Source organism: Methylobacterium sp. E-046, from assembly GCF_022829625.1.
Taxonomy (GTDB): domain Bacteria; phylum Pseudomonadota; class Alphaproteobacteria; order Rhizobiales; family Beijerinckiaceae; genus Methylobacterium; species Methylobacterium longum.
The window spans coordinates 1-25,118 of the sequence record NZ_JAKSYP010000136.1; the positions used below are offsets into that span (position 1 = coordinate 1).

At 69.8% G+C, this 25,118-nt stretch carries 24 protein-coding genes; 14 read left to right on the forward strand and 10 right to left on the reverse strand.

The genetic code is table 11. The features are described from left to right. Positions 1 to 1,205 precede the first annotated feature (1,205 nt). Genes MKK82_RS12310 through MKK82_RS12320 form a run of 3 tightly spaced genes read right to left on the reverse strand, consistent with a single transcriptional unit; the run spans position 1,206 to position 4,134 of the window. Positions 1,206 to 2,489: a TRAP transporter large permease gene (locus MKK82_RS12310; RefSeq protein WP_243985861.1), complete on the reverse strand. Its 1,284-nt coding sequence runs from the start codon at positions 2,487 to 2,489 to the stop codon at positions 1,206 to 1,208. 10 nt (positions 2,490 to 2,499) lie between these two features. Beyond that, positions 2,500 to 3,087, reverse strand: coding sequence for a TRAP transporter small permease (locus MKK82_RS12315; RefSeq protein ID WP_243985863.1), 588 nt, complete (start codon positions 3,085 to 3,087; stop codon positions 2,500 to 2,502). A gap of 36 nt (positions 3,088 to 3,123) precedes the next feature. Continuing rightward, positions 3,124 to 4,134 (reverse strand): TRAP transporter substrate-binding protein, encoded by a 1,011-nt coding sequence (locus MKK82_RS12320; RefSeq protein ID WP_243985865.1) that lies wholly within the window; start codon positions 4,132 to 4,134, stop codon positions 3,124 to 3,126. 210 nt (positions 4,135 to 4,344) lie between these two features. Here MKK82_RS12320 and MKK82_RS12325 point away from each other — a divergent pair, with 210 nt between their 5' ends. The 4 genes from MKK82_RS12325 (at position 4,345) to MKK82_RS12340 (ending at position 7,667) form a co-directional block, all read left to right on the forward strand. Next, positions 4,345 to 4,500 carry a hypothetical protein gene (locus MKK82_RS12325; RefSeq protein WP_238291257.1) on the forward strand — a complete coding sequence of 52 codons (156 nt, stop codon included), beginning with the start codon at positions 4,345 to 4,347 and terminating at the stop codon, positions 4,498 to 4,500. A gap of 235 nt (positions 4,501 to 4,735) precedes the next feature. After that, on the forward strand, positions 4,736 to 5,773 hold the full coding sequence (locus MKK82_RS12330) for an SMP-30/gluconolactonase/LRE family protein (protein WP_243985866.1): 1,038 nt from the start codon (positions 4,736 to 4,738) through the stop codon (positions 5,771 to 5,773). A gap of 161 nt (positions 5,774 to 5,934) precedes the next feature. Continuing rightward, a complete protein-coding gene (locus tag MKK82_RS12335; RefSeq protein ID WP_243985867.1) occupies positions 5,935 to 6,981 on the forward strand; it encodes a fumarylacetoacetate hydrolase family protein in 1,047 nt (348 codons plus the stop codon). A 449-nt stretch (positions 6,982 to 7,430) separates the two neighbouring features. Further along, positions 7,431 to 7,667 (forward strand): hypothetical protein, encoded by a 237-nt coding sequence (locus MKK82_RS12340; RefSeq protein WP_238291260.1) that lies wholly within the window; start codon positions 7,431 to 7,433, stop codon positions 7,665 to 7,667. A gap of 36 nt (positions 7,668 to 7,703) precedes the next feature. On the opposite strand, the gene MKK82_RS12345 is transcribed toward MKK82_RS12340, so the two are convergent. Next, a complete protein-coding gene (locus tag MKK82_RS12345) occupies positions 7,704 to 8,126 on the reverse strand; it encodes a hypothetical protein (RefSeq protein ID WP_238291261.1) in 423 nt (140 codons plus the stop codon). A gap of 176 nt (positions 8,127 to 8,302) precedes the next feature. Between MKK82_RS12345 and MKK82_RS12350 the strand changes: the two genes are divergently transcribed. Together MKK82_RS12350 and MKK82_RS12355 are read left to right on the forward strand one after the other, a co-directional pair. Next, positions 8,303 to 8,539: a DUF4170 domain-containing protein gene (locus MKK82_RS12350; RefSeq protein WP_010687153.1), complete on the forward strand. Its 237-nt coding sequence runs from the start codon at positions 8,303 to 8,305 to the stop codon at positions 8,537 to 8,539. Between the two features lie 166 nt (positions 8,540 to 8,705). Then, complete coding sequence (locus MKK82_RS12355) at positions 8,706 to 9,650, forward strand: ribose-phosphate pyrophosphokinase (RefSeq protein WP_238291262.1); 945 nt, start codon at positions 8,706 to 8,708, stop codon at positions 9,648 to 9,650. A gap of 606 nt (positions 9,651 to 10,256) precedes the next feature. On the opposite strand, the gene MKK82_RS12360 is transcribed toward MKK82_RS12355, so the two are convergent. Both MKK82_RS12360 and MKK82_RS12365 read right to left on the reverse strand, forming a co-directional pair. Next, positions 10,257 to 10,685, reverse strand: a complete 429-nt coding sequence (locus tag MKK82_RS12360) for a response regulator (RefSeq protein WP_243985868.1) — start codon at positions 10,683 to 10,685, stop codon at positions 10,257 to 10,259. A gap of 359 nt (positions 10,686 to 11,044) precedes the next feature. Continuing rightward, positions 11,045 to 11,719, reverse strand: a complete 675-nt coding sequence (locus MKK82_RS12365; RefSeq protein ID WP_243985869.1) for a Crp/Fnr family transcriptional regulator — start codon at positions 11,717 to 11,719, stop codon at positions 11,045 to 11,047. A gap of 183 nt (positions 11,720 to 11,902) precedes the next feature. Here MKK82_RS12365 and MKK82_RS12370 point away from each other — a divergent pair, with 183 nt between their 5' ends. Both MKK82_RS12370 and MKK82_RS12375 read left to right on the forward strand, forming a co-directional pair. Further along, positions 11,903 to 12,700: a pentapeptide repeat-containing protein gene (locus MKK82_RS12370; protein ID WP_243985870.1), complete on the forward strand. Its 798-nt coding sequence runs from the start codon at positions 11,903 to 11,905 to the stop codon at positions 12,698 to 12,700. 43 nt (positions 12,701 to 12,743) lie between these two features. Further along, positions 12,744 to 13,133 carry a thioredoxin family protein gene (locus MKK82_RS12375; RefSeq protein WP_238291267.1) on the forward strand — a complete coding sequence of 130 codons (390 nt, stop codon included), beginning with the start codon at positions 12,744 to 12,746 and terminating at the stop codon, positions 13,131 to 13,133. 105 nt (positions 13,134 to 13,238) lie between these two features. Here MKK82_RS12375 and MKK82_RS12380 read toward each other — a convergent pair whose 3' ends face one another. Continuing rightward, positions 13,239 to 14,462, reverse strand: coding sequence for an MFS transporter (locus MKK82_RS12380; protein ID WP_243985871.1), 1,224 nt, complete (start codon positions 14,460 to 14,462; stop codon positions 13,239 to 13,241). A gap of 165 nt (positions 14,463 to 14,627) precedes the next feature. On the opposite strand from MKK82_RS12380, the gene MKK82_RS12385 reads away from it, so the two are divergent. Continuing rightward, positions 14,628 to 15,425, forward strand: coding sequence for an AraC family transcriptional regulator (locus tag MKK82_RS12385; RefSeq protein ID WP_238291269.1), 798 nt, complete (start codon positions 14,628 to 14,630; stop codon positions 15,423 to 15,425). 360 nt (positions 15,426 to 15,785) lie between these two features. On the opposite strand, the gene MKK82_RS12390 is transcribed toward MKK82_RS12385, so the two are convergent. Next, the gene (locus MKK82_RS12390) at positions 15,786 to 16,007 is read right to left on the reverse strand and encodes a hypothetical protein (RefSeq protein WP_238291270.1); all 222 of its coding nucleotides are present in this window, start codon (positions 16,005 to 16,007) and stop codon (positions 15,786 to 15,788) included. 154 nt (positions 16,008 to 16,161) lie between these two features. Here MKK82_RS12390 and MKK82_RS12395 point away from each other — a divergent pair, with 154 nt between their 5' ends. Together MKK82_RS12395 and MKK82_RS12400 are read left to right on the forward strand one after the other, a co-directional pair. Continuing rightward, positions 16,162 to 16,866 (forward strand): sigma-70 family RNA polymerase sigma factor, encoded by a 705-nt coding sequence (locus MKK82_RS12395; RefSeq protein ID WP_409566797.1) that lies wholly within the window; start codon positions 16,162 to 16,164, stop codon positions 16,864 to 16,866. Positions 16,867 to 17,107: 241 nt separating this feature from the next. Continuing rightward, positions 17,108 to 17,317, forward strand: a complete 210-nt coding sequence (locus MKK82_RS12400; protein ID WP_238291271.1) for a hypothetical protein — start codon at positions 17,108 to 17,110, stop codon at positions 17,315 to 17,317. Positions 17,318 to 17,461: 144 nt separating this feature from the next. On the opposite strand, the gene MKK82_RS12405 is transcribed toward MKK82_RS12400, so the two are convergent. Then, on the reverse strand, positions 17,462 to 17,758 hold the full coding sequence (locus tag MKK82_RS12405) for a helix-turn-helix domain-containing protein (RefSeq protein ID WP_238291272.1): 297 nt from the start codon (positions 17,756 to 17,758) through the stop codon (positions 17,462 to 17,464). A 229-nt stretch (positions 17,759 to 17,987) separates the two neighbouring features. On the opposite strand from MKK82_RS12405, the gene MKK82_RS12410 reads away from it, so the two are divergent. From MKK82_RS12410 to MKK82_RS12420, 3 genes are all read left to right on the forward strand, one after another. Then, the gene (locus MKK82_RS12410) at positions 17,988 to 19,751 is read left to right on the forward strand and encodes a type I secretion system permease/ATPase (protein ID WP_238291273.1); all 1,764 of its coding nucleotides are present in this window, start codon (positions 17,988 to 17,990) and stop codon (positions 19,749 to 19,751) included. A 9-nt stretch (positions 19,752 to 19,760) separates the two neighbouring features. After that, complete coding sequence (locus MKK82_RS12415) at positions 19,761 to 21,122, forward strand: HlyD family type I secretion periplasmic adaptor subunit (protein WP_238291274.1); 1,362 nt, start codon at positions 19,761 to 19,763, stop codon at positions 21,120 to 21,122. 84 nt (positions 21,123 to 21,206) lie between these two features. Then, positions 21,207 to 23,720 carry a hypothetical protein gene (locus MKK82_RS12420; RefSeq protein WP_243985872.1) on the forward strand — a complete coding sequence of 838 codons (2,514 nt, stop codon included), beginning with the start codon at positions 21,207 to 21,209 and terminating at the stop codon, positions 23,718 to 23,720. A gap of 907 nt (positions 23,721 to 24,627) precedes the next feature. Here MKK82_RS12420 and MKK82_RS12425 read toward each other — a convergent pair. Then, a complete protein-coding gene (locus tag MKK82_RS12425; protein ID WP_238291276.1) occupies positions 24,628 to 25,107 on the reverse strand; it encodes a hypothetical protein in 480 nt (159 codons plus the stop codon). Positions 25,108 to 25,118: the final 11 nt, after the last annotated feature.

Below are 25,118 nucleotides of genomic sequence, written 5' to 3' on the forward strand. Positions count from 1 at the left end.
CGAACCTCGAAGGGCAAATTCTACCGCTACGTTGGCGGCCAACCGCCGTCCAGTGCGATGTTGAAGCTGGTGAACATGATCGGCGCGACGGTTCGCTGAGGGTTCAGGCGCAGGGTCGAGAGGCCCTGCGTCTTTCGTTTGAGGCGGGTGTGAGGCGGTTTTGATGTAGGGAATGTAGGAGATGTAGACCTCTTCATTCCTCTGGAAGAAAAAGACGAACTGGTTAGAGGAATGGGTTCGGGGCCTCCTCCGCCTACACACCCTACACGCATGCATTCCTTGGATGCGCCGCCTCGGCGAACCGCCATCCCAGTGAAGATCTCGGGCATGACCGCCGCCTCCGCGGCAACGATCACGCGCGCTCCCACCGCCTTATCTTGGCCGACGCCTCCTCGCCCTACCGGCGATCCAGGATCTGCCCCTAGCGCTCGACCACCTTCTCAGTCTCCCTCTTGAAGGTCGGACCTCAATTCGGATTGTCTCGGACGTTCACCGGCCCGGTGGACGAGAACATCACCGCGAGCGTCACAGTTGAGGCATCGTCGAGGGCGGTCTACGGCGAGGTGCGCGCGCGTTCGCTCGTTCGGGAAGATCGAGGCTAGTCCTGGAAGGGCGGCAGCTTCACCGCTGGCATCCCGTCATGACCCCAGGGCTCGGTGGACAGGCGCCGGCACAAGCCGCGGACGCCGTCGGTCCGGCTGCTCGGGATCATCCTGCTGATCGTCGCCGGTACGATCGACCCAGACCGTCGTGCGGATCGTGGCGTCGAACTCCTGGACGACGTCGCAGCCTGGATCTTGGCGCTTCTGGCCGAGCACCGACATCGCGGACAGGCGGGAGGGGAGGCCGAACCGTCCACTTCAACGGCGTGCGTCTGGATCCCGACCTTGATCAAGGACCCTGCGAGATCCTGGTGATCGTGGTTGCGGCGCATCGGCCAACCTCGCATCTGGACGATCACAGAGGCTTTGTCGCCGAAAATGCTCTGTGCCGACCAAGCCCGCGCCCAGGAAGCTTCTGCCGACCCGCCGACGTTCGACCAAACCATTGCGCGAGCGAGAGATTTCGCCTGAACTTGCCCCGACATAGCAGACCGGATCGGCCTTCAAAACCAGCGGTACGCCAACAGCGTACGGTGGGTTCGATTCCCATCCGCTTCCGCCAGGACCCGTCACCCGCCGGCCCGATCCGGCGGCGCCCGGATCTCACATCGCTCCGAGCGCCCGCGGGAGCCACAGGGACAGGGCCGGCCAGTAGGTCACGAGGACCAGGAAGGCCAGCATCGTCAGCAGCCAGGGCAGCACCGCCACGGTCAGCTCCGAGATGCCCATGTGGGCGATGCCGCTCGCCACGTAGAGGTTGAGCCCCACCGGCGGGTGGCAGAGGCCGACCTCCATGTTGACCGCCATGATGATCCCGAAATGGATCGGGTCGATCCCGAGCTTGACGGCGATCGGGAACAGGATCGGCGCCATGATCAGCAGGATCGAGGACGGCTCCATCACGTTGCCGGCGATCAGCAGGATGATGTTGACCACGAGCAGGAAGACCAGCGGGCTGAAGTTCATCGCGATCAGCCACGCCGCCATCGTCTGCGGAATGTTCTCCGAGGTCATCAGGAAGGAGAACAGCACCGCGTTGGTGATGATGTAGAGCAGCATCGCGCTCATGTTGGCCGAGGCCAGCAGCACCCGGGGCACGTCGGAGAGCTTCAGGTCGCGGTAGACGAACACCGCGATGACGAAGGCGTAGACCGCGGCGGTGGCCGCCGCCTCGGTGGGCGTGAAGATCCCGGCATAGATGCCGCCGATCACCATCACGACGAGGAACAGGCCCCAGACGCTCTCGCGGAACGCCCGGAGCCGCGCTCCCCAGGAGGCTCTCGGCATGCGCGGGTAGCCGCGGCGCTTGGCGATGACGAAGGTCACCGCGCCGAGCATGAACGAGAGCACGAGTCCCGGCATCACGCCCGCGAGGAACAGGGTGCCGATCGAGGAATTCGTCGACACCCCGTAGAGCACGAGGATGATCGAGGGCGGGACCAGGATCCCCAGTGCCCCCGAGGTGGTGATGACACCGGCGCCGAAGCGCTTCGGGTAGCCCTCGGCCACCATGGCCGGCAGGATGATCGAGCCGATCGCCACCACGGTCGCCACGCTCGATCCCGACACGGCGGCAAACATCGCGCAGGCGACGACGCCCGCGAGCCCCAGGCCCCCGGGCCAGTGGCCGACCAGCGAGGTCGTGAAGGCGATCATCCGCCGGGCCACGCCGCCCTGGGCCAGGAAGTTGCCGGCCAGGATGAAGAACGGGATCGCCATGATCGAGAAGTTCTCGATCCCAGTGAACAGCTTGAGGGCCACGCTCTCGACCGGCACCTGCGTCAGGGTGAACAGGAAGGTCAGCACCGTCAGGCCGAGCGCGATCGAGATCGGCATGCCGGTGAGCATGAGGGCGATGAGGAGCCCGAAGATGATCAGGCCGCTCATGCGGGTCCTCTCATGCCGGGCCTCCCTCGCGGCCGAGCTGGATCGGGTCGACGCCCTCGACCGTCGCGACCCCGTCGACATGGGCGTGGTCGCGCGCTGGCAGGTGCCCGGTCCTCAGGAAGGTCCAGGCGACCTGGAGGAAGCGGAAGCACATCAGGTAGGAGCCCAGCGGGATCGCGAGGTAGACGATCCAGACCGGGATCTCCATGTCGGGCGTGGTCTGGTCGGTGTGGCCGATGCGCCAGACGAAGCTCGCGCCGAGCGTCCCGACGATGCCGGTGAACAGGGCCCCCGCGGCGAGGCTGAGGAGCACCATGACCCGTCGCGCCCCCGGCGGCAGCCGGTTGACCAGCACGTCGACGCCGACGTGGATGCCGGTGCGTACGCCGTAGGCCGCGCCGAACTTGGCGACCCAGATGAACATGTAGATGCACAGTTCCTGCGACCAGCCGAAGTCGATCCAGTCGGTGTAGTCCTGCAGGGCGGGGATGCCGGAGAGGAACCGGTGCACCACGGTGGCGAAGGTGATGACGGTCGCCGCCGCCATCAGCGTGCCGATCAGCACCTCTTCGAGCCGGTTCAGGATCTTCAGCAGCATGGTCGGGCGGCCGGGCGCGGGATCAGGGGCGCGGCATCAGTTGTTCGGCGCCGCCCCAGCTGCCCCGGCCTCCTTGTTGAGGGCGGCGATCAGATCCTTGCCGACGCGGGAGGCCATCTCGCGCTGGACCGGGGCGAGCGCCTTGCGCCACGCCGCGTTCTCGGCCTCCGTCGGGGTGTAGACCGCGGTCTTGCCGGTGGCGCGGATGTCGGCCAGCGCCTGCGCGTTCTGCTTGTCGGCGATCTCGTGCTCGTAGGCGGTCGCCTCCGTCATGGCGCCCTCCAGCATGGTGCGGATGCCGGCGGGCAGGCCGTCCCAGAAGCCCTTGTTCACGATCACGGCGTAGCCGACGTAGCCGTGATGGGTCAGCGTGGCGTGCTTCTGGACCTCGTTGAGCTTCTGCGTGGTGACGTTCGAGGGCGGGTTCTCCTGCCCGTCGACCACCCCGGTCTGCAGGGCCTGGTACAGCTCCGAGAAGGCCAGCACCTGGGGCAGCGCGCCGAGCTGCTTGAACTGGGCCTCCAGCACCTTCGAGGACTGGATGCGGAACTTCAAGCCGCGCATGTCCTCCGGCGCGTGCATCGGCTTGTTCGACGTCAGGATCTTGAAGCCGTTGTCCCAGTAGCCGAGGCCCGTGATGCCCTTGGACTCGAGCTTCTTGAACAGCCCCTGCCCGATCGGCCCGTCCTGGACGCGGCGCAGCACCTGCTCGTTGGGGAAGATGTAGGGCAGGTCGAAGGCCTCGTACTCCTTCACGCCGAGGGGGCCGAACTTGCTCGTGGACGGCGCCAGCATCTGCACGGCGCCGAGCTGGAGCATCTCCACCTCCTCCTTGTCCTTGTAGAGCGTGCTGTTCGGGTAGATCTCGACCTTCACGGCGCCGTTCGTGCGCGCCTCGGCGAGCTGCTTGAAGCGCTCGGCACCCTGCCCCTTGGGCGTGTCCGTGGTGGTGACGTGGCTGAACTTGATGACGATCGGCGCCTGCGCGGCGGCCGGGGTCGCGAGGGCGGTCGCGAGGGCGAGCGGGCCGAGGAACGGGATTCTCATGGCATCCTCCCAGTTCGATCCTGCGTCTGCGCGCGAATCGTATTTTAGATCTTAGATACTGTTACACGCCGCCGGCTGTCACCCTCGCCGCAGGAACGGACAGGTTCGAGCCCCCGTCCCGGAGATGGGGCGATGCCGGCGCGACGGCGCCCTATCGGGCGCGCCGTCGTCGGCCGCAGATCAAGCGAGGTTCCCGAGGCCGGACGCGCGATGTCGCTCGCGGCCGCCCGCCGGGCGATGATGGGGGTCGTGCCGGCGAAATTGCCGGACGTGATACGCGCGCAGGAAGACTCCATTTCGGAGATCTCCGTGTCGATGCGCACTTCTAACATCCTGCGCGATATTGGCTTGCGACGTGATCGATAAAACACTTCCCAAAGAGCGTAGCATGGCGAGGATGAGATCGTGTGCGCGGCACCTATGCTCCGGTAAGAAAATGATGTGCTTGCAAAAACTGGGGATCTGAAGCCAGCATCCCGCGGGGATCCATGCGCCGGCCGCCCTGGCGGGACCCGTACGGTCGATACGCGGACGCCGGCGTCGTCACGGGCAAGGTCCGACAGCGAGAACGGGCCACCACGGCCGGGGGAGGAACGAGGTCATGGCGTCGAAGGATGCGAGCGGTCACAATCCCCTCCTCGACTGGCGGCCCGACCCGTCCGCCATCGCCTTCGTGGGCCGGGACCTGCAGCGGCCCGAATGCATCCTGGCGGTCCCGGACGGGACGCTGTTCACCGCCGACGCCCGCGGCGGCGTCATGCGGATCGCGCCTGACGGAACGCAGCGGCTGATCGCCCAGGAAGGCCCCCACCCGCCCGACGCGCCGGCGGCGTCCCCCAGCCTCCTCGACGGCACCTTGCCGAACGGGCTCGCCTTCGATCGGAACGGCGATTTCCTGATCTCGAATTTCGGGACGGACCGGCTGGAGCGGATGGACGGCACCGGCCGCACCACGGTGCTGCTGGACAGCATCGAGGGCACGCCGTTGGGCAAGGTCAACTTCGTGCTGCGCGACAGCCGCAACCGGTTGTGGGTGACGGTTTCGACGCGGGTGAATCCCTGGAGCGACGCCATCCGCAAGGATCTGGACGACGGCTACGTCGTCCTCATCGACGCGCGCGGGGCGCGCATCGTCGCGGACGGGCTCCACTTCACCAACGAGCTGCGCCTGGATGCCCGCGAGGCGTGGCTGTACATCGCCGAGACGACCGCCAAGCGGATCACCCGCTTCCGGGTGACGGCGGACGGGTCGCTCGTCGACCGCGAGATCTTCGGTCCGTCGAGCCTCGGTCGCGGGCTGATCGACGGGATCGCATTCGACGCCTGCGGCAATCTCTGGGGCACCATGATCCTGGCCGACCGCCTGATCGCGCTCACGCCCAGGGGCGACCTGATCGAGCTGCTCGACGACGGCGACAGGGCGGGACTGGATCGTTTCGAGGCCGCGTTCGCCACCGGCCGCCCGGTTCCGTTCGAGACGATGTTGGGCTGCGGGGGAACGCTGGCGCCGCTGATCACGAGCGTGACTTTCGGGGGACCGGATCTGCGGACGGTCTACCTCGGGAGCCTGAAAGGTGACCGCCTGCCCGCCTTCCGATCCCCCGTGGCGGGCCAGCCGATGGCGCATTGGCGCTTTTGATCCGGGGTCCCCCCACCGGGCGTCCCCCTCGGCTCAACCGGTCATCGGCAGGCGAGACCACGCCTCGGACGGGCGATTGCATTTTGAATGCACGTATTCGAAGCTGCCCGCGCGCACCGCCCCGGCGAGCGGCGAGCGGCGGGCGCGGAGGAGGACGACCCATGAGCACCCGGCGCGATTTCCTGCACCTCTCCGCGGCCGTGACGGCGGCCGGTGCGCTGGCGACACCGGCCGCCGCCCTGACGCCCGCCGCGCAGACCCCCGCCGGCGGTCCGGGCCGCCCGATCCCGCCCGCGGGGGGCGATGCCCTGCGCCTCGTCACCTTCCTGCCCGACGCGGGCGCCGCCCCCCGCCTCGGCGCCGTGCGCGCTGACGGGCGCGTCGTCGACCTGTCGCGCGCCGCCCTGCCCGGATTCGACCCGGCCCGGATGGTGTCGCTGATCGAGGCCGGCCCAGCGGCGCTCGACGCCGTCCGCCGCGCCGCGGCCGCGGGCGACGGCCCCTCCGTGGAGACCGTCCGGCTCCTCGCGCCGATCCCGGCGCCAACGCGCAACATCTACGCGGTCGGCTGGAACTACCTGGAGCACTTCGCCGAGGGACAGGCGGTGCGCGGCACGAACGCCGAGTACCCGGCCCATCCGGTGTTCTTCACCAAGGGCGTCAACACGGTGAATGGCCCCTACGACCCGATCCCGTACGACCCGGAGGTCTCGACCGCGATCGACTGGGAGGTGGAACTCGCCGTGATCATCGGCACGGGCGGGCGCAACATCCGGGAAGCCGACGCGATGAGCCACGTCTTCGGCTACAGCGTCATCAACGACACAACCGCCCGCGACCTGCAGATCAAGCTGCACGGCGGTCAGTGGTTCAAGGGCAAGAGCCTGGACGGCTACGGCCCGATCGGTCCCTGGATCGTGCCGGCCTCCGACTTGGATCCCGCGAACCTGCACCTGATCACTCGGGTCAACGGCGTGGTGAAGCAGGATGCCTCGACGCAGCAGATGTACTTCAAGGTGGCCCGCATCATCGCCGAGCTGTCGCACGGCCTCACCCTGGTGCCGGGCGACATCATCGCCACGGGCACGCCGCCCGGCATCGGCAACGCGCGCAAGCCGCCGGAATTCCTCAAGCCGGGCGACGTCATGGAGACCGAGATCGTCGGCCTTGGCACCCTGCGCAACGTGATCCAGGCGGTGCCCGCCTGAGCCGCGTTCCCGGCGGGGCGATCCGGGCCGGGACCGGCGGGGCAGCGACCGCCGCGGGCGGGTTATCCCCACCGCCGCGGAGCGTTGCGGCGAGGATCCCCGTCACGGTGCCGCGATCAACCCGAGACCGGCGCGCGGCGACCCCAAGCATCGCGGATGACTGCGGGGTGACTGCGAGATGACCCGCGGGGGTTTCGGCGCAGGTCGGTGCCGGATGGATCCGCCTCTCCGAGGCGGTATCCCGCCATCCATCTTCATGCGATTTGAACCGATCCATCAATTATCGGTGCTGTCGGGGCGACAAGCTTCGGAAAACTGGCAATAATGCTGATCGGAACGGCGGGTCTCTTGCCTCGTTTCCCGTGATCGGTCGTCCTGCTGGTGATCCTGTGAAGTACCGTCCCGACGCCCTCGTCCCGCCGGCTGCCGGCCCCGCGCCGAGGCCGGCCATGCTGGACCGGCTCGCCACGCTCCTCCCGTCCGGCGCCCGCGCGGCCCTGCGGACCCTGGCCGCGCGCCGGCCGGCGCGTCAGGCCGAAGCCGGGCCTACCATCCTGCCCGGCCTCGACACGAAGCCCGCGGCGATGCCGCCTCTGCACGCGCCGGCCGCCACGAACGACAATCCGCTCCAGACCGTGCACGAGGCCGTGGAGCGGGATCTGCGCGCCGGCGGCTACCTCGGGTGAGGCCGGGGGTGAGGCTCGCGTGAGACGCTCCGGCCGTCAGCGTCCGGCGGGTCCGGGGCGGCCGGTCGTCCCGGCTTCGACCCAGTGGCAGGCCGTGGTGCCGCGCACGCCCGCGCAGTCGTAGCTCTGGCCGCCCAGCGAGACCCGGTCGGCGATGCCGGTGATCTCGGTGCGGGGCAGCGTGGCGCAGCCGAGATGATCCGCCTTCGGATCGGCCAGCTGCGCGGCGGCCGCCTGCGCGCCGCCGCGCATCAGCATCCGGTAATTCGCCAGGGAGGGGCAGCCGATCAGCGGCGGCCCACCGCGGCGGTCCGTATTGCCCTTGTCTGTCCCGCCCTTGTCCGGACCGCCCTTGTCGGACCCGGCCCGGCCCGGTGCCCGGCCCGCCTGCTGGCCGAGGGCCGGCACCGCCGAGAGGGCGAGCGCCAGGGCCGCGATGCGGAGAAGCCTGCCTGTCATGCCCGGCTCCCTACCACGGCGCGTCCGCGGTTGCGCCCCGTATCGACGCCGCGGGCAGCCGGTCGCGGCGGTCTGCGCGGGCGTCAACGCCCGGCTGCGGACGTTCAGGCTTGACCGGAGGCCCGCCATTTGCGAGCCCCCGGGCGGGTTACGCAGGCGAGAGCGGAGCATCGGCCATGGCGACGGCGATCGACAGCGACCAGAAGCTGCACCTGGTCTTCGGCGGCGAATTGCAGGATCTCGACGGCGTCCGCTTCCGGGACATCAAGAACCTCGACATCGTCGGCATCTACCCGGACTACGCCTCCGCGCAGGCCGCGTGGCGGGCCAAGGCCCAGGCCACCGTCGACAGCGCGCAGACCCGCTACTTCGTGGTCCACCTGCACCGGCTGCTGGAGCCCCAGGTTCCCTGAACGGGGCTCGGCCTGCGTGGTGATCGCGCGAACAGGCCGCGTGAAGGCATTGTGACACTTCCTGCCCGCTGCTAAGAGCCTCGCCCGTCATCGCATCGTTCCGGCCCGGCCTGGGACCGGTCATCGGAGCGCGGCGGGCAGACCGGCCGCGAGTGAGCGGCCGCCCATGAAATCGTCGATCAAGATCGTCGCCGGAAATGCCAGCCGGCCCTTGGCCGAGGCGATCGCCGCCTATCTGGAACTGCCGCTCGCCAAGTGCATGGTCCGGCGCTTCGCCGACATGGAGATCTTCGTCGAGCTCCAGGAGAACGTGCGCGGCGAGGACGTGTTCATCGTCCAGTCGACCTCGTTCCCGGCCAACGACCACCTGATGGAGCTGCTGATCATGATCGACGCCGCGCGCCGGTCCTCGGCCCGGCGCATCACGGCGGTGATCCCGTATTTCGGCTACGCCCGGCAGGACCGGCGCACCTCCGGCCGCACCCCGATCTCCGCCAAGCTGGTGGCGAACCTGATCACCGAGGCCGGCGCCGACCGCGTCCTGACCCTCGACCTGCATGCCGGCCAGATCCAGGGCTTCTTCGACATCCCCACCGACAACCTGTTCTCCGCCCCCGTGATGGTGCGCGACATCAAGGAGCGGCTGCCGAACGCCGACCGGATGGTGGTCTCGCCCGACGTCGGCGGCGTGGTCCGCGCCCGGGCCATCGCCAAGCGCATCGACTGCCCGCTGGCCATCGTCGACAAGCGCCGCGAGCGCCCCGGCGAGTCCGAGGTGATGAACATCATCGGCGAGGTCGAGGGCCGCTCCTGCATCCTGGTCGACGACATCGTCGATTCGGGCGGCACCCTGGTCAACGCCGCCGAGGCGCTGCTCAACGCCGGCGCCAAGGACGTCTCGGCCTACATCACGCACGGCGTGCTGTCGGGCGGCGCGGTCTCGCGCATCGCCGCCTCGCGGATGAAGGAACTGGTGATCACCGACTCGATCCAGCCGACCCAGGCGGTGAAGCTCGCCCGCAACATCCGGGTCGCCACGATCGCGCCGCTGCTCGGCGAGGCGATCGGCCGGACCGCGACGGAATCCAGCGTCTCCAGCCTGTTCGACTGAGGATCAGGGGTCCCGGCGCCTTCGGAAGGTCTCCGATGATCGATCGGATGGATGCTGGGTAACGCGCTTCTGCTGTCCCGGTGTCGCGGTTGGGACGCGCGGGGGAAGCGTACCTGTGAACAGCGGTGCGGAGCGTGATGCCTGAGAGGTGGCGCTCGCGATCCGTCGTTGCGGCACGTCGAACCCGGGTCTAGCGGCGCGGGCGGGAGACGCCCGCGATGCGCCCGGGCCGTCTGGAGGCGACCGCGCTGGAGCTGGCGCGCTGGCTGAGGGCGCGGCCGGGGAGCGGGCGCTGACTCCGGGAGCCGAGGACGCGGGATGCGCTGAGCGCCACGGTCCGCTTCGGATCGTGCGTGGGTGCGACGGCGACGTCTGCTTCTTCACGCCTCGCTCGGGGGCAGGCCGTCGGATGACCACCCTCTGAGCGGCCTTCCCGCTTCCGGCCCTCAACGGCCATGCGGCCTCCGACCCCTGGCGGCCGGGGACGATGGTGCGCTCCGTTCTCGGAGGCGGACGAGCGGAGCGGCGCGCGATGGGGGCCGCATCGACGGATCTCGGCCGCCCTCGCCAAGGCGGGTAACCGGAATGCCCTGTCCGGGAGCGGGGTTAGGTTTTATCCGGTTCGGTCGTGGGGGCGGCGACAGCGCCCAGGCCGTTGCTCATGGAGGTGCCGGTATGGGGGGGCACGCCGCTCGGAACGACGGCGGCCGATGAGGGCTCCTCCTCCACGGGAGCGACGCCTGCCTCGACCTCGCGGATGAGATCCGCGAAGGCGTACGGCTTGCTGAGCAGGCGCGTGCCCGGCGGCAACTCGTGCTGGAGATCCGCTCCGAGCCCCGAGGTGACGATGATGCCGACGGCGGGCCAACGGTGATGAACGAGGTGGGCGAGGGCAACGCCATCGCCCACGATGCCTCGCCCCGTGATCAGCATGCGCACGGCGACGGGTCCTTGGAGCACGGCCAGCGCCTCAGCGGCGGAACGGACCTCCATGGTCTGGAAGCCGACATCTGCCAGCATGTCGGCCGTCACCATTCGGACAAGCTCATCGGCCTCCGCGATGAGGATGGCTAAAGGTCTACTGTCGAACACAGACGTGCTCCGCGCGATCAGGGCGGGAGCGCACGCTGCTCTCAGGCACTGGCAGCCGGGACCAAAGCCAGTGATGACCCCTTATGCGCCATTTGGCGGTAGAACGCGATCATCCGGGATTCCGGCAGCCTGCCACGCGACCTCGTCGGGCCGCTCTCACCCCGTGACGGGCACGGACCGTCCGGGCTTCTGCAACAGGCGGGTACCGGATCTTCGCTGTTCGGCCCCGCGCAGACGGTCCACCGCCGGCCCAACGCGGTCGAAAAGCTCGCTTCGCCTCGGCCACCGAAGCCGTTGCCAGCTCACCGCCGGCCCGCGGCCTCCAAGCCGGTACGGTCGACGATCGCGACCGCGCCCCGGCGCAGTTCGATCAGGCCCGCCTCGGCCCAGTGCGCCAGGATGCGGCTCACCACCTCGCGCACGCTGCCGACGTCGTCCGCGAGCTTCTGGTGGGTCACGGCGGCGATGCCCCGCGGGTCGGCCTCCGCGACGAGGCGTTGCGCGAGGCGCTGCTTCAGCGGTGCGAAAGCGACCGCGTCGATCAGCGTGAAGAGGCCGGACATCAGCCGCGTGTAATCCTCCATGACGAAGCTGCGGAAGGCGGCGCTCTCGCCCATCAGGTGCTGGAACGTGCCGACCGGCAGAGCCGCGAGTTCGGTTCGTTCCTCGGCCACGCTCTGCGCCGGGAAGGTGCCACCGGACAGGAGGCATTGCGTGGTCAGGGCGCAGGTGCCCCCCGGGCCGACCTTGTAGATCAGGACCTCGCGCCCGCCCTCCGACATGCGGAAGATGCGCGTGCGGCCCTCCAGGCACATCAGGTAATTGGCGCATTCGCCATCCAGTTCGTACGCGATGGCACCGGCGTCCAGCACCGGGAAGTGAACGGTCCCCCGGGCGATCTGAAGCTGCGCCGGGTTGAGCGCTTGGAGAAGCGGAAACCGGTCGATCCAGCGCTCGACCTTCTGCGCGTCCGTCATGATTGGCGTCGTCCCCGGCCAGGACGACGGGCTGATCGTCCGGCGCGCGTTGCGTTTCTCGGCCGCCTCACCGGACTTGTGTGACCTGGGTCACCGACCGGATGCGGTGCCCGGCATAGCATCGCGTCACAACGAACACGATACGAGCGCCCACCCTGCGCGGCGCCCGCCGGGAGTGAACCGATGCGCCACCTTGCCCTCAGCCTCCTGCTCGCCGCCGCCGCCGGCCCTGCGGCGGCCGAACAGGATCTGCTGCTCGGGGCCGACATGTCCTCGCCGGCGATGACGGAGGCGGAGATGAGCCGCGCCGACATCGCGGCGATGATCAAGGCCGCGGACGGCAAGCCCGTCGATCTGCACGACAAGGCGCTGTCTGGCCTCGATCTCTCCGGGATGAACCTCCGCGGTGCCAACCTGCGGACCGCGCGCCTGAACAAGGCCAATCTGCGCGGCGCTGACCTCAGCGGCGCGAATCTCGAACAGGCGTGGTTCCTGAAGGCCGACCTGTCGGGCGCCAAGCTCGCGGACGCGAAGATGTTCGGCATCACCGCTCGCGACGCCGACTTCCGGGGCGCCGACCTCAGCCGCTCCGTGCCGATCGGCGACTTCAAGGGCGCCAACATGAGCGGCGCGACGCTGGTCGACCTCAAGGGCGGCGCCGACATCAAGAACCAGTCCATGGGCCTGATGCGAGCGGTGTTCACCTCGGTGAACCTCGCGGGCGCCAACCTCAGGGGAGCCAACCTCGGCCGATCGCGCCTGGAATATGCCAATCTCAAGGATGCCGACCTGACCGACGTGGTGCTGATGGGCTCGGACTTGTCCGGGGCGAACCTGACCGGTGCCACGATCGCGGGCGCGGATTTCAAGAACGTCGATGTCGGTGGTGCCCGGCTGATCGACCTCAAGGGTCAGCGCGAAGCGAGGGACTGGGCCGAGCGCGTGAACGCCGATCGCGCCGTCACCCAGGCGTCGAACTGATCCCCATCCCGCATCCGCGCAATTTCATGGAGCTTGCTGAACCATGACGACCCGCCGCCTCCTGCTCGGCGCCCTCGCCGCCACCGCCTGCTTGATCGGCCCCCGCGCCATCGCTTCCGAGAGGCCCTACACGCCGGCCGACTTCGAAACGGCCCAGAAGGCCGGCAAGCCGATCCTCGTGCACATCACCGCGCCGTGGTGCACCGTCTGCGCCGCGCAGAAACCGATCCTCGCCAAGCTGGAAGCTCAGCCTCGGTTCAAAGATCTGCAGGTCTTCGACGTCGATTTTGACAGCCGCAAGGACGTGCTGCGGCGGTTCGGCGCGACGATGCAGAGCACGCTGATCACCTTCAAGGGCGAGAAGGAGACCGGACGCTCGGTGGGCGAGACCCAGCCGGAGTGGATCGAGGGGACCGTCGAGAAGGCGTTGTAGGTCGGCCGCGGCGGCGTCCGGCCTCGCGGTCCTGGCCGGCACCCGCGCGGTTCAGGGGCGCGCGCGGACATTCTGACAGACCGGAGGGGCCGCCGTCCCGCCGCCTCAAGCCGGCCGGCGTGCCGTTCGCACGGCCATCAACGCCAGCGCCGACGCTGCCAGGGTCAGCGGCCCGAACGAGACCCAGAGGACCGCGTCCCAGCCGTAGCTCGTCAGCAGACCTCCGGACGAGAACGAACCCAGGGCCACCATCCCGAACACGATGAAGTCGTTGACCGACTGCACCCGCGTCCGCTCCTCGGGCCGGTGGCACTCGAGCACCATTGCCGAGGCGCCCACGAAGCCGAAGTTCCAGCCCAGGCCGAGGAGGATCAGGGACAGCCAGAAATGCGCCACGTCCACGCCCGCCAAGCCGATGATCGAGGCCGCGCCCGTCAGGGCGAGACCGGCCGCTACGACCCGGGAGGCACCGAAGCGCGTGATCAGTCGTCCGGTGAAGAAGCTCGGGCCGTACATGGCGATCACGTGCCACTGAAGGCCGAGGTTCGCGTCCTCCTGCGCGTGGCCGCACAAGTGCATGGCCAGCGGCGCCGCCGTCATCACGAAGTTCATCAGCAGGTACGACACGGCCCCGCAGACCACCGCGATGACGAAGCGCGGCTGAGCCAGGATCTCGGCCAGAGGCCGCCCGCCGTCGAGATCGTCCGCGGCGGGGCGCGGCAGGCGGACGCCGGAGAGGATGACGGCCGCCAGGGCGGCGACCCCGGCCTGGGCCAGGAAGGTGGCGGCGAACAGGTGGGGCGGCCACAGGTTCATGGTGTGCGTGACCAGTTGCGGGCCGATCACGCCCGCGAAGATCCCGCCCGCCATGACGGTGGACAGCGCGCGCGCGCGCCGCTCCGGTGCGACGCACTCCGCCGCGGCGAAGCGGAAGGAGAAGACCACGGCGGCGTAGGCGCCGCCGAAGAACATGGCCGCGCTGAACAGCCAGAAGTTGGCGGTCAGGATGGCCAGGGCCGACAGCAGCCCGACGAGCACGCCGCAGCCCGTCCCGGTCGTGAAGGCGGCGTTCCGGCCGTAGCGGCGGGCGATGCTGCCGGCCGGCAGGGAGCAGGCGGCCATGCCGACGACGAAGATCGAGATCGGTAGCGTCGCCAGGACCTTGCTCGGTGCCAGCATGTTGCCGACGATCGCACCGGTCGAGAATACGACCACCGAGTTCGCCCCGGCGAGCGCCTGCGCGATGGCGAGCCTCAGAACGTTGGCTGCCCCGGGGCGGGCCGAGGGAGGAGGCGCGCGGTCGACGGTCGACGGGGAGGCGTAGGACATCAGGCGCTCGGATTTCGACAGATAGCTGCCCGAGGGTCGGACGGCGCGCAGCGAACACGGGTCGCCGGGCTCGGCGGGTCGCAAGGGCTATAGACGAGGGATGCCCGTCCGTATCTCAACGAGAGGCCAACTCGTGTAGAATAGCTGCCAACCTGGGAGCGGGCGATGCTGTGGGAGCCGATCGACGCGCCGCCCGGGCTAGGGCCGCCCAAGCCGATCACGGTGCGTGCCCAGACCATCCCGGCACGCGGGTATTTCGCCGAGCACGCGCACCGCTGGCACCAGATCGTCTACGCCACGTCCGGGGTGCTCACGGTCGCCGTGGAGGGGCGGTCCTTCGTGATCTCGCCGGAGCAGGCCGTGTGGTTGCCGACCGGCGTCCGCCATCGGGTCGGATCACTCCTGGGCGCCCAGTTCCGCAGCCTGTGGGTCGCCGACGAGGCCGGACACGACGTGGCGGAACGCCCGACGGTCTTTGCCGTCCAACCGCTGCTGCGAGCCCTGATCTTGGAGGCGGTCGCGCTTGAGGACGCAACGGACGATGGCGGCTATGCCGGCCGCGTCACCGCCCTGATCCTCGATCAATTCCGGCGGGCGCGACCGCTGCCGGGAGCGCTGCCCTGGCCGCGAGAAGGACCCTTGGTCGGTCTCTGCGAAGCCCTCTACGCAGATCCGGCCGATGCCCGCGGACCGGAGGAATGGGGGCGTGAACTCGGGCTGTCCGCGCGGACCCTGGCGCGGCGTTGCGAGGCCGATATCGGCATGAGCCTGCGGTCTTGGCGGCGTTGCCTGCGCCTGTTCAAGTCCGTCGAGCTGATGGGGGGAGGCCTGAGCGTGACCGAGACCGCGATGCAACTCGGCTACGGCTCGACGTCCGCGTTCGTGTACGCGTTCCGGATCGGGCTCGGGACCAGTCCGCAGGCCTATATGCGCGAGCAGGTATCGGGTCCGCCGGGGCGATAAGGGCCCGCGCCGCAGGTTCGAATGGGGCAACGTCCTCGGGACCCGGGATGAATCCGTCCCGGCCGCGTCCGTTATGGAGCGCGAGCGGGTGGGATCCCGGCGTCTGCAGCCTCGCGGGGCCGCTCCGAAGCCGACCGGCGGAGCTCCCCCGCTCCTGCCAACCGGTGCGGCCCGGACGCCTTGTCGCGGCGGCGTACGGCGTAGACCGGATTCCGGAGATCGTCCCCGCGGGGTCCGGACGGCCGTCTCCCGACACCCGCCCGCGCGGCCAACCGCGTGGCCCCGGGGTCCTGGCATTCCTGCCGAGCGCCCGCTCGCCGACCGCCGGGCCGGGCCGGGCAGCGCCGGTCCCGGATCGGATCAGTCTGGCCCTATCTCCGGCGTCTCGGCCGAGCGGTCGAGATGCACGAGCGCAACGCCGCAATCGGCCAGCGCCACGCGCAGAACCTCGACGCACGCCTCGGCCTCCGCCAACGTGAGCAGCCCGCCGCGCCGGTACGTGGCGCCGGAGGCCGCCACGACGACCACCGCAAACCGCCCGTCGGCGCAATCGACGATGCTGTAAGTCACCCGATGCGCCATCCGCCCCTCGTGCCGGCTTCAGGGCCGTGTGAAACGCCATCGCGCCCGGGATCGATCCGCCGATCCAGCGAGTTAGAAGTTCACTGTACAGCGGATGGGCCGATCGTGGCGTCAGCCTGCGGCTCACGAGTCGGAGGGACGTCGCTTGAGCCAGTTGCTGCAGGCCATCGAACTTGATCCGGTTCTCCCAAGTCGGAAAGCGCCGCCGGAGCCGGCCACGCTGCCCCTGTCGGTGCGGCGCCATCTCGGTATGCAATTGCAGGACGCCTATCGTGGAGTGATCCGGTCCGATCCGCCGGACGGCCTGCTCGATCTCATCGCGAATCTCGATCTCAAGCTGACGTCCCGGACGGTTGCGAGCGGCGCGGCTTTCCGCGACGAACTGATGGCGACGCTTCCGGCCCTCCGGACCTATGCGCAGTCGATCGCCGGAAACGCGGCGCGGGCCGACGATCTCGTGCAGGAAGCGCTCCTGCGGGCCTGGGCCAACCAGGACCGCTTCGTGCCCGGCACCCGGCTGAAGGCGTGGCTGTTCACGATCCTGCGCAACCAGTTCTACAGCGAATGCCGGCGGTACCGGCGCGAGATCGAGGATGTGGACGGCGCGATCGCGAACCAACTGGTCGCGCCCGCTCCCCAGGAGCATGGCTCCGACCTGCGGGTGGTTCTCTCCCGCATGGAGCAGCTCCCCGCGCCGCAACGCGAGGCTTTGTTACTCGTCGGCGCGCAGGGGCTGACCTACGAGGCCGCCGCGGAGGTCCTGGGCTGTCAGACCGGCACGGTGAAGAGCCGCGTGAGCCGGGCCCGGGCGTATCTGCATGAGCATCTGGAAGCCCGTTCGACTCTCGCGATGACGTGAGATGGAGATCGACGGGGCAGCACAGGCCGTCGGCCGGTAGACAGGCCGCAGAAGCCAGTCCGGAACGATGCGATCAGAGGAAATACAGGTTCGGCGCGGGCGGAGAGATCCTGCTCTCGACCGCGTCGCGAACGCCAGCGTGCAGGCGCTTATACAGTGAAGGCCATATCTTGAACTTCAGGACTGGACCAAGCATGACGAGGATTGTCTCGCGTCCGACAGCCCTCGCAACTCCGTGCTTATGCCTCGCCGCGCGTCGTATCGGATTATCGAACGCCCCGACGGGCGGTTCGCCATCACCGTGACGCTGACGGGCGGCGGCACCCACGCGCGCGAGGGGTTTGCCACCCCGGCGGAAGTCGATGAAGCCCTGTCGCTTCTGCGCGATCTCATGGCCGCCTGCGGAGCTTCACTCGTCGAGGAACCGACACTCGGCCTGGCGGCGGAATGAACCGGTCGTCGCCGGCTCCTGGGACCTCGCGCGCCGACGCGGATGCCGGTTCGTCCCCGGGCCGCGTGATGCGGGCATCGCGAGCGAAGACGTCTCGTCATCCCGGGATGACGGAAGGTGCTCGAGCCTTGGCGCGGGCGGCGATCAATCCCCGAACAAGATCTCGAAGGTCTGCGGATCGTAGAAGCGCATCAGGTTCTTGACGAAATCGCGTACATCCACGCCGAGGGCCTCGGCCCAGATCCGGTACCGGTCCGGCGGAACGCGGCCACGCCCGGTCTCCAGCTGCGAGATGAAGGTGTAGTAGTCGGCGCCGACCTGCACGGCGAGCTGCCTCTGCGACAGGCCCCGCTTCTCGCGCAATTCCTTGAGAAATCGCCCCCCTTCCCGGCGCAGCTCCTGCACTTCTTCCGAGCCGAGACGTTGCTGATGAACGTACACGCGTTTGATCTCCCGCCACCGTGCGATGAGGGCTCTCACGGAAGGGTACAGTGATCCTTATATGGACCCGCGGCATGGAACGTCCAGCCGCTCGGTACCTGTACAACCTTGGAAAGAGAAAAGTCTGCTCTAAGATGGATCCTCGCGCAGGGGCCGATCGGACCAGCCCCCGGACGCGGCGCGATCGGCCGTCGGCCGTGAGGCCCGGGCCCGCGCGCAGGGAGTCGCTATGAGCGGTCGTACGACCGAGTCTGTCTTGAGGGATGGCCTTGGCGCGATCCGGCCGGTTCTGTCGACGGTGTTCGTCTTCGCCTTCTTCACGAACCTGCTCCTGTTCGCGGCGCCCCTGTACATGCTTCAGGTGTACGACCGCGTCCTCCTGAGCCGCAACGAGGCGACGCTCGTCGGCATCACCGCGATCGCGGCCCTGGCGCTCGCCGTCTACGCGCTCCTCGAAATGCTCCGGTCGCGCCTGCTGGTCCGGGGCGGGGTGATCTTCGATCGGACGGTCGCCGGACCGGTCTTCGCCATCGTGCACCGGGCCACGCTGCTGCGTCCGCAGGCGGGACACGAATCGATCCTGCGGGACGTCGGCGTCCTGCGCGAGTTCCTGACGGGCGGGGCGTTTCTCGCGCTCTGCGATCTGCCATGGGCCTCGCTGTTTCTGGTCGCCTGCTTCATCCTGCATCCGTGGTTCGGCTGGATGGCGCTGCTCGGGGGCGGAACGCTCCTCGGGCTGACCCTCCTCACGGATCTCACCACCCGGCGCGCCCTCGACGCGGCGAGCAACGCCGCCCGCGAGGCCGGGGACCGGGCCCGCGCGACCTTCCGCGGCGGCGAGGTCTTGCGGGCGATGGGAATGCTCGGCGCCCTGCAGACCCGGTGGAACCGGCGCCACGCGGAAGCGATCCTGCTGCAGGCTCGTGCGAGCGACCGGGCCGGGCTCCTCGCGGCGGCGACGAAATTCGCCCGCATGTTCCTGCAGACGATGGTCCTCGGCCTCGGCGCCTATCTCGCGATCCACCGCGAGATTTCCGCCGGCTCGATGATCGCGGCCTCGATCATCATGGGACGGACGCTGGCACCGATCGAAGCCGTCGTCGGCCACTGGAAATCCCTCACGGCGGCCCGCGGCAGCTACGCGCGGCTGGCCGAGCTGATGGCGCGCGTCGGTCCGGAGCCGGAACGCGTGGCGCTGCCGCGGCCGCGCGGCCTCATCGAGACGGAGAGCCTCGTGGTGACGGCGCCGGGCTCGTCGAAGGCGATCCTGCAGGATGTGAGCATCCGTCTGCCGGCCGGCAGTCTCGTCGGGATCATCGGTCCGAGCGGGGCGGGAAAATCGACCCTGGTCCGGGCGATCACGGGGGTCTGGCCGGCCGCCTCAGGGGCGGTGCGCATCGACGGTTCGGACCTGCGCCACTGGGATCCGCAGGCGCTCGGCCGGCATATCGGCTACCTGCCGCAGGATGTGGAGCTGTTCGACGGCACGGTTGCGCAGAACATCGCGCGGTTCGGCCCGCAGGACGATGCCGCGATCGTCTCGGTGGCGCGACGGGCGGGCTGCCACGACCTGATCCAGGCCCTGCCGGACGGCTACAACACCCGCCTCGGGGCCGGCGGGCACGGCCTCTCCGGCGGCCAGCGGCAGCGCATCGCCCTGGCCCGCGCGATGTCGGGCGAGCCGAGCCTGATCGTCCTCGACGAGCCGAATGCCAGCCTCGACCAGACCGGCGAGGCCGCCCTGATCGAGGCGATGGCCGACCTCCGGCAGCGGGGCACGACGGTTCTCGTCATCACGCACAAAGTCGGCCTCCTAGCGGGGGCCGATCTGATCCTGATGCTGGAGGGAGGGACCCTGGGCGCGGCGGGGCCGCCGGACCAAGTCCTCGCACAGCTTTCCGGGCCCCGACCGGTCCCGGCGCTGGTCAAGGCGGGCCCCGCGGTGCCGCCCGACGGCCGGCGCGGGGCCGAGCCCAAGCGCAGCGCGGGCTGAGCCGTGACGATGCCCGCCGTCCCGAACCTGATCGACGCCTCGGTGCCGAGCGTGCGCCCGGTGGGCGGGAGCCGCGCGGATGGCGCCATGATCGATTGGCGGCGCTACGCGATCGCGGGCTACGCCCTCATCGCCGCGTTCTTCGGCCTCGTGGTCCTCTGGGCGGCCTTCATCCGTCTGGACCGCGCCGTCATCAGCCCGGGCGTCGTCGTCACGGAGAGCAGCCGGAAGACCGTCCAGCATTTCGAGGGCGGCATGGTCCAGGCGATCCTCGTGAAGGATGGGCAGGCCGTCCGGGCCGGCGACGTCCTTCTGCGCGTCGATCCCGTCCAGTCCCAGGCGAGCGCGGAGCTGTTCCGGAACCAACTCGACGCGGCCCGGGTGCTCGAGGCGCGCCTGCGGGCCGAGCAGGACCAGACCGACGACCTGCCCCTCCCCGCCGAGCTTGCCGCGCGCCGCGGCGAGCCCGCTTTGGCCCGCATGATCGCCGACCAGACCGGCGAGATGTCGGAGCGGCGCAAGACGCTCAACGGCCAGCTCGCCCTCGTCGACGCGAAGGTCACCCAGCTCAGGACGGAGATCTCCGGCCTCGCCGTCGAGAAATCCTCGGTCGAGGCGCAGGTCGGGTTCATCCGCCAGGAGCTCGAAGGCCTCCGCGGCCTTCACCAGAAGAACTTGATTCCCCTCTCGCGCCTCCTCGTCATGGAGCGGGAGCGGACGCGGCTCGAGGGCGTGATCGGGCGCTCGATCGCCGAGCGGGCGAAGGCCGAGAACGCCATCAACGAAGCGGGGCTGCAGAGGACCCAGTTGAAGCAGAAGCTTCAGGAGGCTGTGACGACGCAGCTTCTCGAGACGCGCCAGAAGATCGGCGAATTGCGGGAGAAGCTCGTCGTCGCGCAGGACGTCTTTCGCCGCCACGAGATCCGCGCTTCGCACGAGGGGGTCATCCAGGCGCTGAAGGTCTACGCGATCGGGCAGGTCATCCGGTCGGGCGAGCCGCTGATGGAGATCGTTCCGACCACGGATCGCCTCGTCGTCACCGTGCAGTTCTCGCCCAACGACCTCGAGACCGTCCGCGCGGGGATGCGGGCGGAGATCAAGTTCCCGAGCTTCCAGGCCCGCCGCACGCCGACGCTCTTCGGGACGCTCGCGACGGTGTCGCGGGACCGGCTCGTCGATGACGGCACGAAACAGCCCTACTTCGCCGGCACCGTCGAGATCGACGAGCACGCGCTTCCGGCCGAGGTCCGGCACCGTCTCCTCGCCGGTCTCCCGGCCGAGGTGATCGTCTCGGCCGGGGAGCGGACGGCGCTCGAATACATGTTCGCCCCCTTCTTCGACGCGATGGGACGCGCCTTCCATGAACGTTAGAGCGCTCGGCAGCGAGATGGCGGCCGGACAGGCGCACGGCCCCCTCGGCGAGGGGAACACGGGCACCACGAGAGGGAGCGGACGATGAGCGCGGTCATTCCCTTCCTTCGCCCGGCGGCGCGATCCGACCGCTGGTCGCAGCAGGAACTCGCCGAGTTCTACCGGGTCGAAGCCGCCCTCCTCCGCGCCGGGATCGGGATGGCCAGCGAGCACGGCGTCACCGACGAGGGCGAGCCCTGGTTCGTCTTCTGCCGTCCCGACGGCGACGTGATCATGCATTTCGCCCGGATCGACGGCAGCTACCTGATCGCCTCCGACGTGCTGGACCGCCCCGTGCGCGGCGCGGATTTCCGGGCCCTGATCGACCAGATCGCCCGGCTTCACCCGAACCTGCTCCCGATCCCGGCGGTCGCCAGGGGCACGAAGCTGGTCGTGCATCCCGCCGCCCTGCTGGCGGCCCTGGTCGCCGCGGCAGCCCTGAGCCTGTCCTCCGAGGAGGCGCATGCGGGCGAGCTCGCGCCCGGTCTCGACCCCCTTGCCCCGGCCGATGGCGGTGGCGGGGCTGGGCAAGGCCAGCCGCAGCCCGCCAGGGCCAGGGGCGCGTCCGGGCCGGGCGAAGAGGGCGACGGCCGCAAGCAGGTCGAGGCGATCATCCTGTCCACGATGATCTTCGCGGCGGAAGCGCTGGCCGGCGGCCACGCCGCCGCGAGCGCGGATCTTGCCCCTCTGCTGGCGGATCTGGCGAGCGGCAGCGCGCACCAGGGGGGGCAGAGCGATCTCGCGGCGGGGACGGGCGGCGGAGGCAATGCCGGGCCCACAGCCGCCCCGGTTCAGCCGACCGCTCTGACCGCGCAGGGCAGCGGCGCGAGCCAGGACACCGCCGCCCCGGGAGGCCGGATCGATCCGGCGCCCGCGATCCGGGCCGATGTCCACGGCGACCGAGCAGGGCTGCCCGGCCGCGAGACCGAGTCTCATGCGCCGAGTATGGGCAACGACATCGGGTTCGCCCGGGCCGCCGCCGAGACGGGGGCCGTGGGAACCGGCGGCCAGCAGGCATCAGCGACCGGCCGAAGCGACGGTGCCGCCGAGTCGTCGGCCGGATTGGGGGCGGACAGTGGCGATCAGCGCGGCCATGGCAATCAATCCCTGACGCCGGACTCGAACGCTCAGCCACGGCTCGCGGAGGCGGCCCGGGCCGAGGCCGGATCCGGGGCGGGCTCGCCGGGGTGGGTCCCTGCGGCAGGACAAGCCGAGGCGAACCGAACCTCGGCGGCCTCGGCAGCATCGGCGTCCCGTGACCCGGATGACCGGGGCAGCGACCGCGGCCATGGCGCCCGCGCCGACGCCGCGGCGGACAGTTCTCACGTCGAGCGGGCGGAGAACGGCCACGCCGGCATGCACCAAGACGGGCAGGCCCGGGCGGTCGCGCACCAGGAGACCGGGTCGGGTCCGCAGGGAAGCGCCACTGGTGATCACGGCTCGGCCCTGCAGAAAGCCGCGCCCGCGTCCGGGGCCGGCTCGCCGGTCGATCCCGACAGGGACGTCCACGCGACAGGCCCCGCCGAGCAGAGCGATCACCGGGGGGCAACGCCGCGCGACGCCCACTCGATCGAGGCCGGTTCCGAGCCGGGCACGCCGCCGGGAGACGCCGGAATGCACTCCGGCTCGGCGCCAGGCGCGCCGCCGTCTCACGCACCCGTCGCGCTCGCGGCTTCCGTCCATGGACCGGAAGACAGCGCGAGCGACCGCGGGTCGGGCGGGGGGGACGGGCCGTCTTCGGGACACGGGCCGTCTTCGGGACACGGGCCGGGGGCATCCTCCAGTGCGGACCCAGCCCAGGCGGCGGCCCCGTCATCGGGGTCTCCTCACGGAGGTCTGGACAACGCGCCTGCGCAGGCTGCGGCCCCGGACGACGCCGCGTCGCCCACGCCTCAACACACCGCTTCGCGGGACTTGGGGCCGCATTCCGATGGGTCGGCGGCGTCCCAAGGGCAGGGTCCAGACGCCGCCAATCGCGGCTCGACGACTCAGAGCGGGGGCGAGCCTGCGGGGGCGCAGGATCATCCCAATGCCGACATGCCAGCCAGCTCGGCAGTCCCGGCGGGGTCGGGCAGACATGAGGCTTCCCACGCTGAGGCCACGCCGCCCGAACGCGGCACGCCAGCCCCGGCCGGCAGCCAGGACGCGCTCAACCACGGGGACGCCGGCGGTCCGCCCGCGCCCCGTGGCGGCCCGAGCGCGACGGCCGATCCCGGTCGCGGGCAGGTTGATGCCCCCGATGCTGTATCCCACCGCGTCGATCAGGGAGCGCAGGGAGGGGCACCCGAGAGACTCCCGAGCGCCGAGGCCCAGCATCCCTCCGATGACGGCAAGCCCGTCCAAGCCGCGACGCTGCCATCCCAGGGCCCGTCGGACTCCGCCCCGCCCCGCGCGGCCATCGATTCAAAGGGAAGCCTCGTCTTCCACGACGACGCCCATCACGACGCGCCGCCACCGGCCGCCGCTCACGGTCCCGACGAGGCGGCGCATCCGTCCATCAGTCTCGTCGGCGTCTCGGATCATGGCCCTGTCGTCCATGACTTGTATCATCATGGTTAGGCGCGCGGTGTGATGCGCCCGAGCGCCCGCTTCCGGCACCTCGCGCACGTGGCCGACCTCGCTCGCGAAGTTCCAGGGGGGGGCGCCGCGCCGCGCGGGCGCATTGCTGGCGGAAGCCGGTGGGCGTGCGCGCCCGGGCGGAAGCGAGCGCGCCCGTCGAACCTGCGGGGCCCTACGCGGGTTGACCCTCCTATAAGTTGTAGGAGACCTGCCCCATGCCCCAGATGTTCGACTGGATCTTCTTCGCCATCATGCTGCCCTTCCCGGCATTCCTGCTCTGGGATTTCTACCGGACCCGCGACACGTCCCGGCGCGTCAAGCAGCTCTAGCGTCCTGACGTCGAGGCGGCGGCGCCCTTCGATCGAACCCACGGGACACGATCGGAGGGCGTCGGGGGGCTGTGACCCGGCGGTGGCGGCGACGTGGCTGCGGCGAGGATCACTTAAACGCGCCCCCGCAGGGCGGCCGCCTCGACGGATGATCCGCCCCCTCGGCGATGGCCACGGGTGGGGCGCAGCGGCCGGTCGGTGGCCCCCTGGCCGGGGCGGGCGGATCGGCTAGGGCCGACATCCTAAGCCATGCCGGTCAAACCTGCGGGGTGCTGGCCGCGGGCCATCGGGACCAGGGCGCCGCGAACAACGCGGACGGCGACCTCCCGGCCTTCTGCCCGCGGTGCCGCAGATCCACGGTCAACCGGGGCCTCGGAGGCGGCGCTGCCGTCCGCCCTCTCAGCGGAAGGCGCTCCATGACCTGTTCGGCGGCCCCTGCCTCCCAGCCTTTCGGCCCCCGCCACTCTGCGCCCGCCGAGGTAAGACCAGACCGCCTCCACACCGCCCGCCCGCGGGAGGGTGTCCGGCGGGCGGATTGAGGCTGTGGGGCGGTCCATCACGCCGCGGGGCGCCAGCCACTAGGGGAGCTTCCAGGTTGCCTTATGCGGCACGATCGTCATCGGTCGGGCGCCTTCAGGTACCTTCACGGACTGGAAGGTGTAGTCCGCCGACCCCGCGATGCCGTGGTATTTCCCCGTGCCGCCAACGAAGACGTGGCGGCCGTTCTTGGCGTTCGCCTCGTAGGTCGAGAACACCTGATCGCCGTCCTTGTCGGTATCGATGCAGCTTCCGCGATTGACTACGTCGTTCCCGTTGGCCTCGCGCATACCGATGCAGCGAGTGCCCATGTCGTTGAACGGCGCTTCGCCCGCATCATTGCGCGTAATACCGGCGCTCTCATAAATAGAGGCGGTCCGGTCCCCCATCTTGATCGGGGTCGCGGAGACGTTGACGTAGTGGGTCGTATAAAGTGCGGTGCCTTCTTTCGGAAAATCCCCTGCTTCGGCACCGAAGCAGGCGGGAATCATCAAAGCACAAGCCCAAATGACATTTCTCATTGATGTCTCCA

What these genes read in the sequence shown, in the direction of transcription:
- MKK82_RS12310 (WP_243985861.1), bottom strand. Translation starts at nt 2,489, where the DNA reads ATGAGCGGCCTGATCATCTTCGGGCTCCTCATCGCCCTCATGCTCACC.
- MKK82_RS12315 (WP_243985863.1), bottom strand. Translation starts at nt 3,087, where the DNA reads ATGCTGCTGAAGATCCTGAACCGGCTCGAAGAGGTGCTGATCGGCACG.
- MKK82_RS12320 (WP_243985865.1), bottom strand. Translation starts at nt 4,134, where the DNA reads ATGAGAATCCCGTTCCTCGGCCCGCTCGCCCTCGCGACCGCCCTCGCG.
- MKK82_RS12325 (WP_238291257.1), top strand. Translation starts at nt 4,345, where the DNA reads ATGTCGCTCGCGGCCGCCCGCCGGGCGATGATGGGGGTCGTGCCGGCG.
- MKK82_RS12330 (WP_243985866.1), top strand. Translation starts at nt 4,736, where the DNA reads ATGGCGTCGAAGGATGCGAGCGGTCACAATCCCCTCCTCGACTGGCGG.
- MKK82_RS12335 (WP_243985867.1), top strand. Translation starts at nt 5,935, where the DNA reads ATGAGCACCCGGCGCGATTTCCTGCACCTCTCCGCGGCCGTGACGGCG.
- MKK82_RS12340 (WP_238291260.1), top strand. Translation starts at nt 7,431, where the DNA reads ATGCTGGACCGGCTCGCCACGCTCCTCCCGTCCGGCGCCCGCGCGGCC.
- MKK82_RS12345 (WP_238291261.1), bottom strand. Translation starts at nt 8,126, where the DNA reads ATGACAGGCAGGCTTCTCCGCATCGCGGCCCTGGCGCTCGCCCTCTCG.
- MKK82_RS12350 (WP_010687153.1), top strand. Translation starts at nt 8,303, where the DNA reads ATGGCGACGGCGATCGACAGCGACCAGAAGCTGCACCTGGTCTTCGGC.
- MKK82_RS12355 (WP_238291262.1), top strand. Translation starts at nt 8,706, where the DNA reads ATGAAATCGTCGATCAAGATCGTCGCCGGAAATGCCAGCCGGCCCTTG.
- MKK82_RS12360 (WP_243985868.1), bottom strand. Translation starts at nt 10,685, where the DNA reads ATGGTGACGGCCGACATGCTGGCAGATGTCGGCTTCCAGACCATGGAG.
- MKK82_RS12365 (WP_243985869.1), bottom strand. Translation starts at nt 11,719, where the DNA reads ATGACGGACGCGCAGAAGGTCGAGCGCTGGATCGACCGGTTTCCGCTT.
- MKK82_RS12370 (WP_243985870.1), top strand. Translation starts at nt 11,903, where the DNA reads ATGCGCCACCTTGCCCTCAGCCTCCTGCTCGCCGCCGCCGCCGGCCCT.
- MKK82_RS12375 (WP_238291267.1), top strand. Translation starts at nt 12,744, where the DNA reads ATGACGACCCGCCGCCTCCTGCTCGGCGCCCTCGCCGCCACCGCCTGC.
- MKK82_RS12380 (WP_243985871.1), bottom strand. Translation starts at nt 14,462, where the DNA reads ATGTCCTACGCCTCCCCGTCGACCGTCGACCGCGCGCCTCCTCCCTCG.
- MKK82_RS12385 (WP_238291269.1), top strand. Translation starts at nt 14,628, where the DNA reads ATGCTGTGGGAGCCGATCGACGCGCCGCCCGGGCTAGGGCCGCCCAAG.
- MKK82_RS12390 (WP_238291270.1), bottom strand. Translation starts at nt 16,007, where the DNA reads ATGGCGCATCGGGTGACTTACAGCATCGTCGATTGCGCCGACGGGCGG.
- MKK82_RS12400 (WP_238291271.1), top strand. Translation starts at nt 17,108, where the DNA reads ATGCCTCGCCGCGCGTCGTATCGGATTATCGAACGCCCCGACGGGCGG.
- MKK82_RS12410 (WP_238291273.1), top strand. Translation starts at nt 17,988, where the DNA reads ATGAGCGGTCGTACGACCGAGTCTGTCTTGAGGGATGGCCTTGGCGCG.
- MKK82_RS12415 (WP_238291274.1), top strand. Translation starts at nt 19,761, where the DNA reads ATGCCCGCCGTCCCGAACCTGATCGACGCCTCGGTGCCGAGCGTGCGC.
- MKK82_RS12420 (WP_243985872.1), top strand. Translation starts at nt 21,207, where the DNA reads ATGAGCGCGGTCATTCCCTTCCTTCGCCCGGCGGCGCGATCCGACCGC.
- MKK82_RS12425 (WP_238291276.1), bottom strand. Translation starts at nt 25,107, where the DNA reads ATGAGAAATGTCATTTGGGCTTGTGCTTTGATGATTCCCGCCTGCTTC.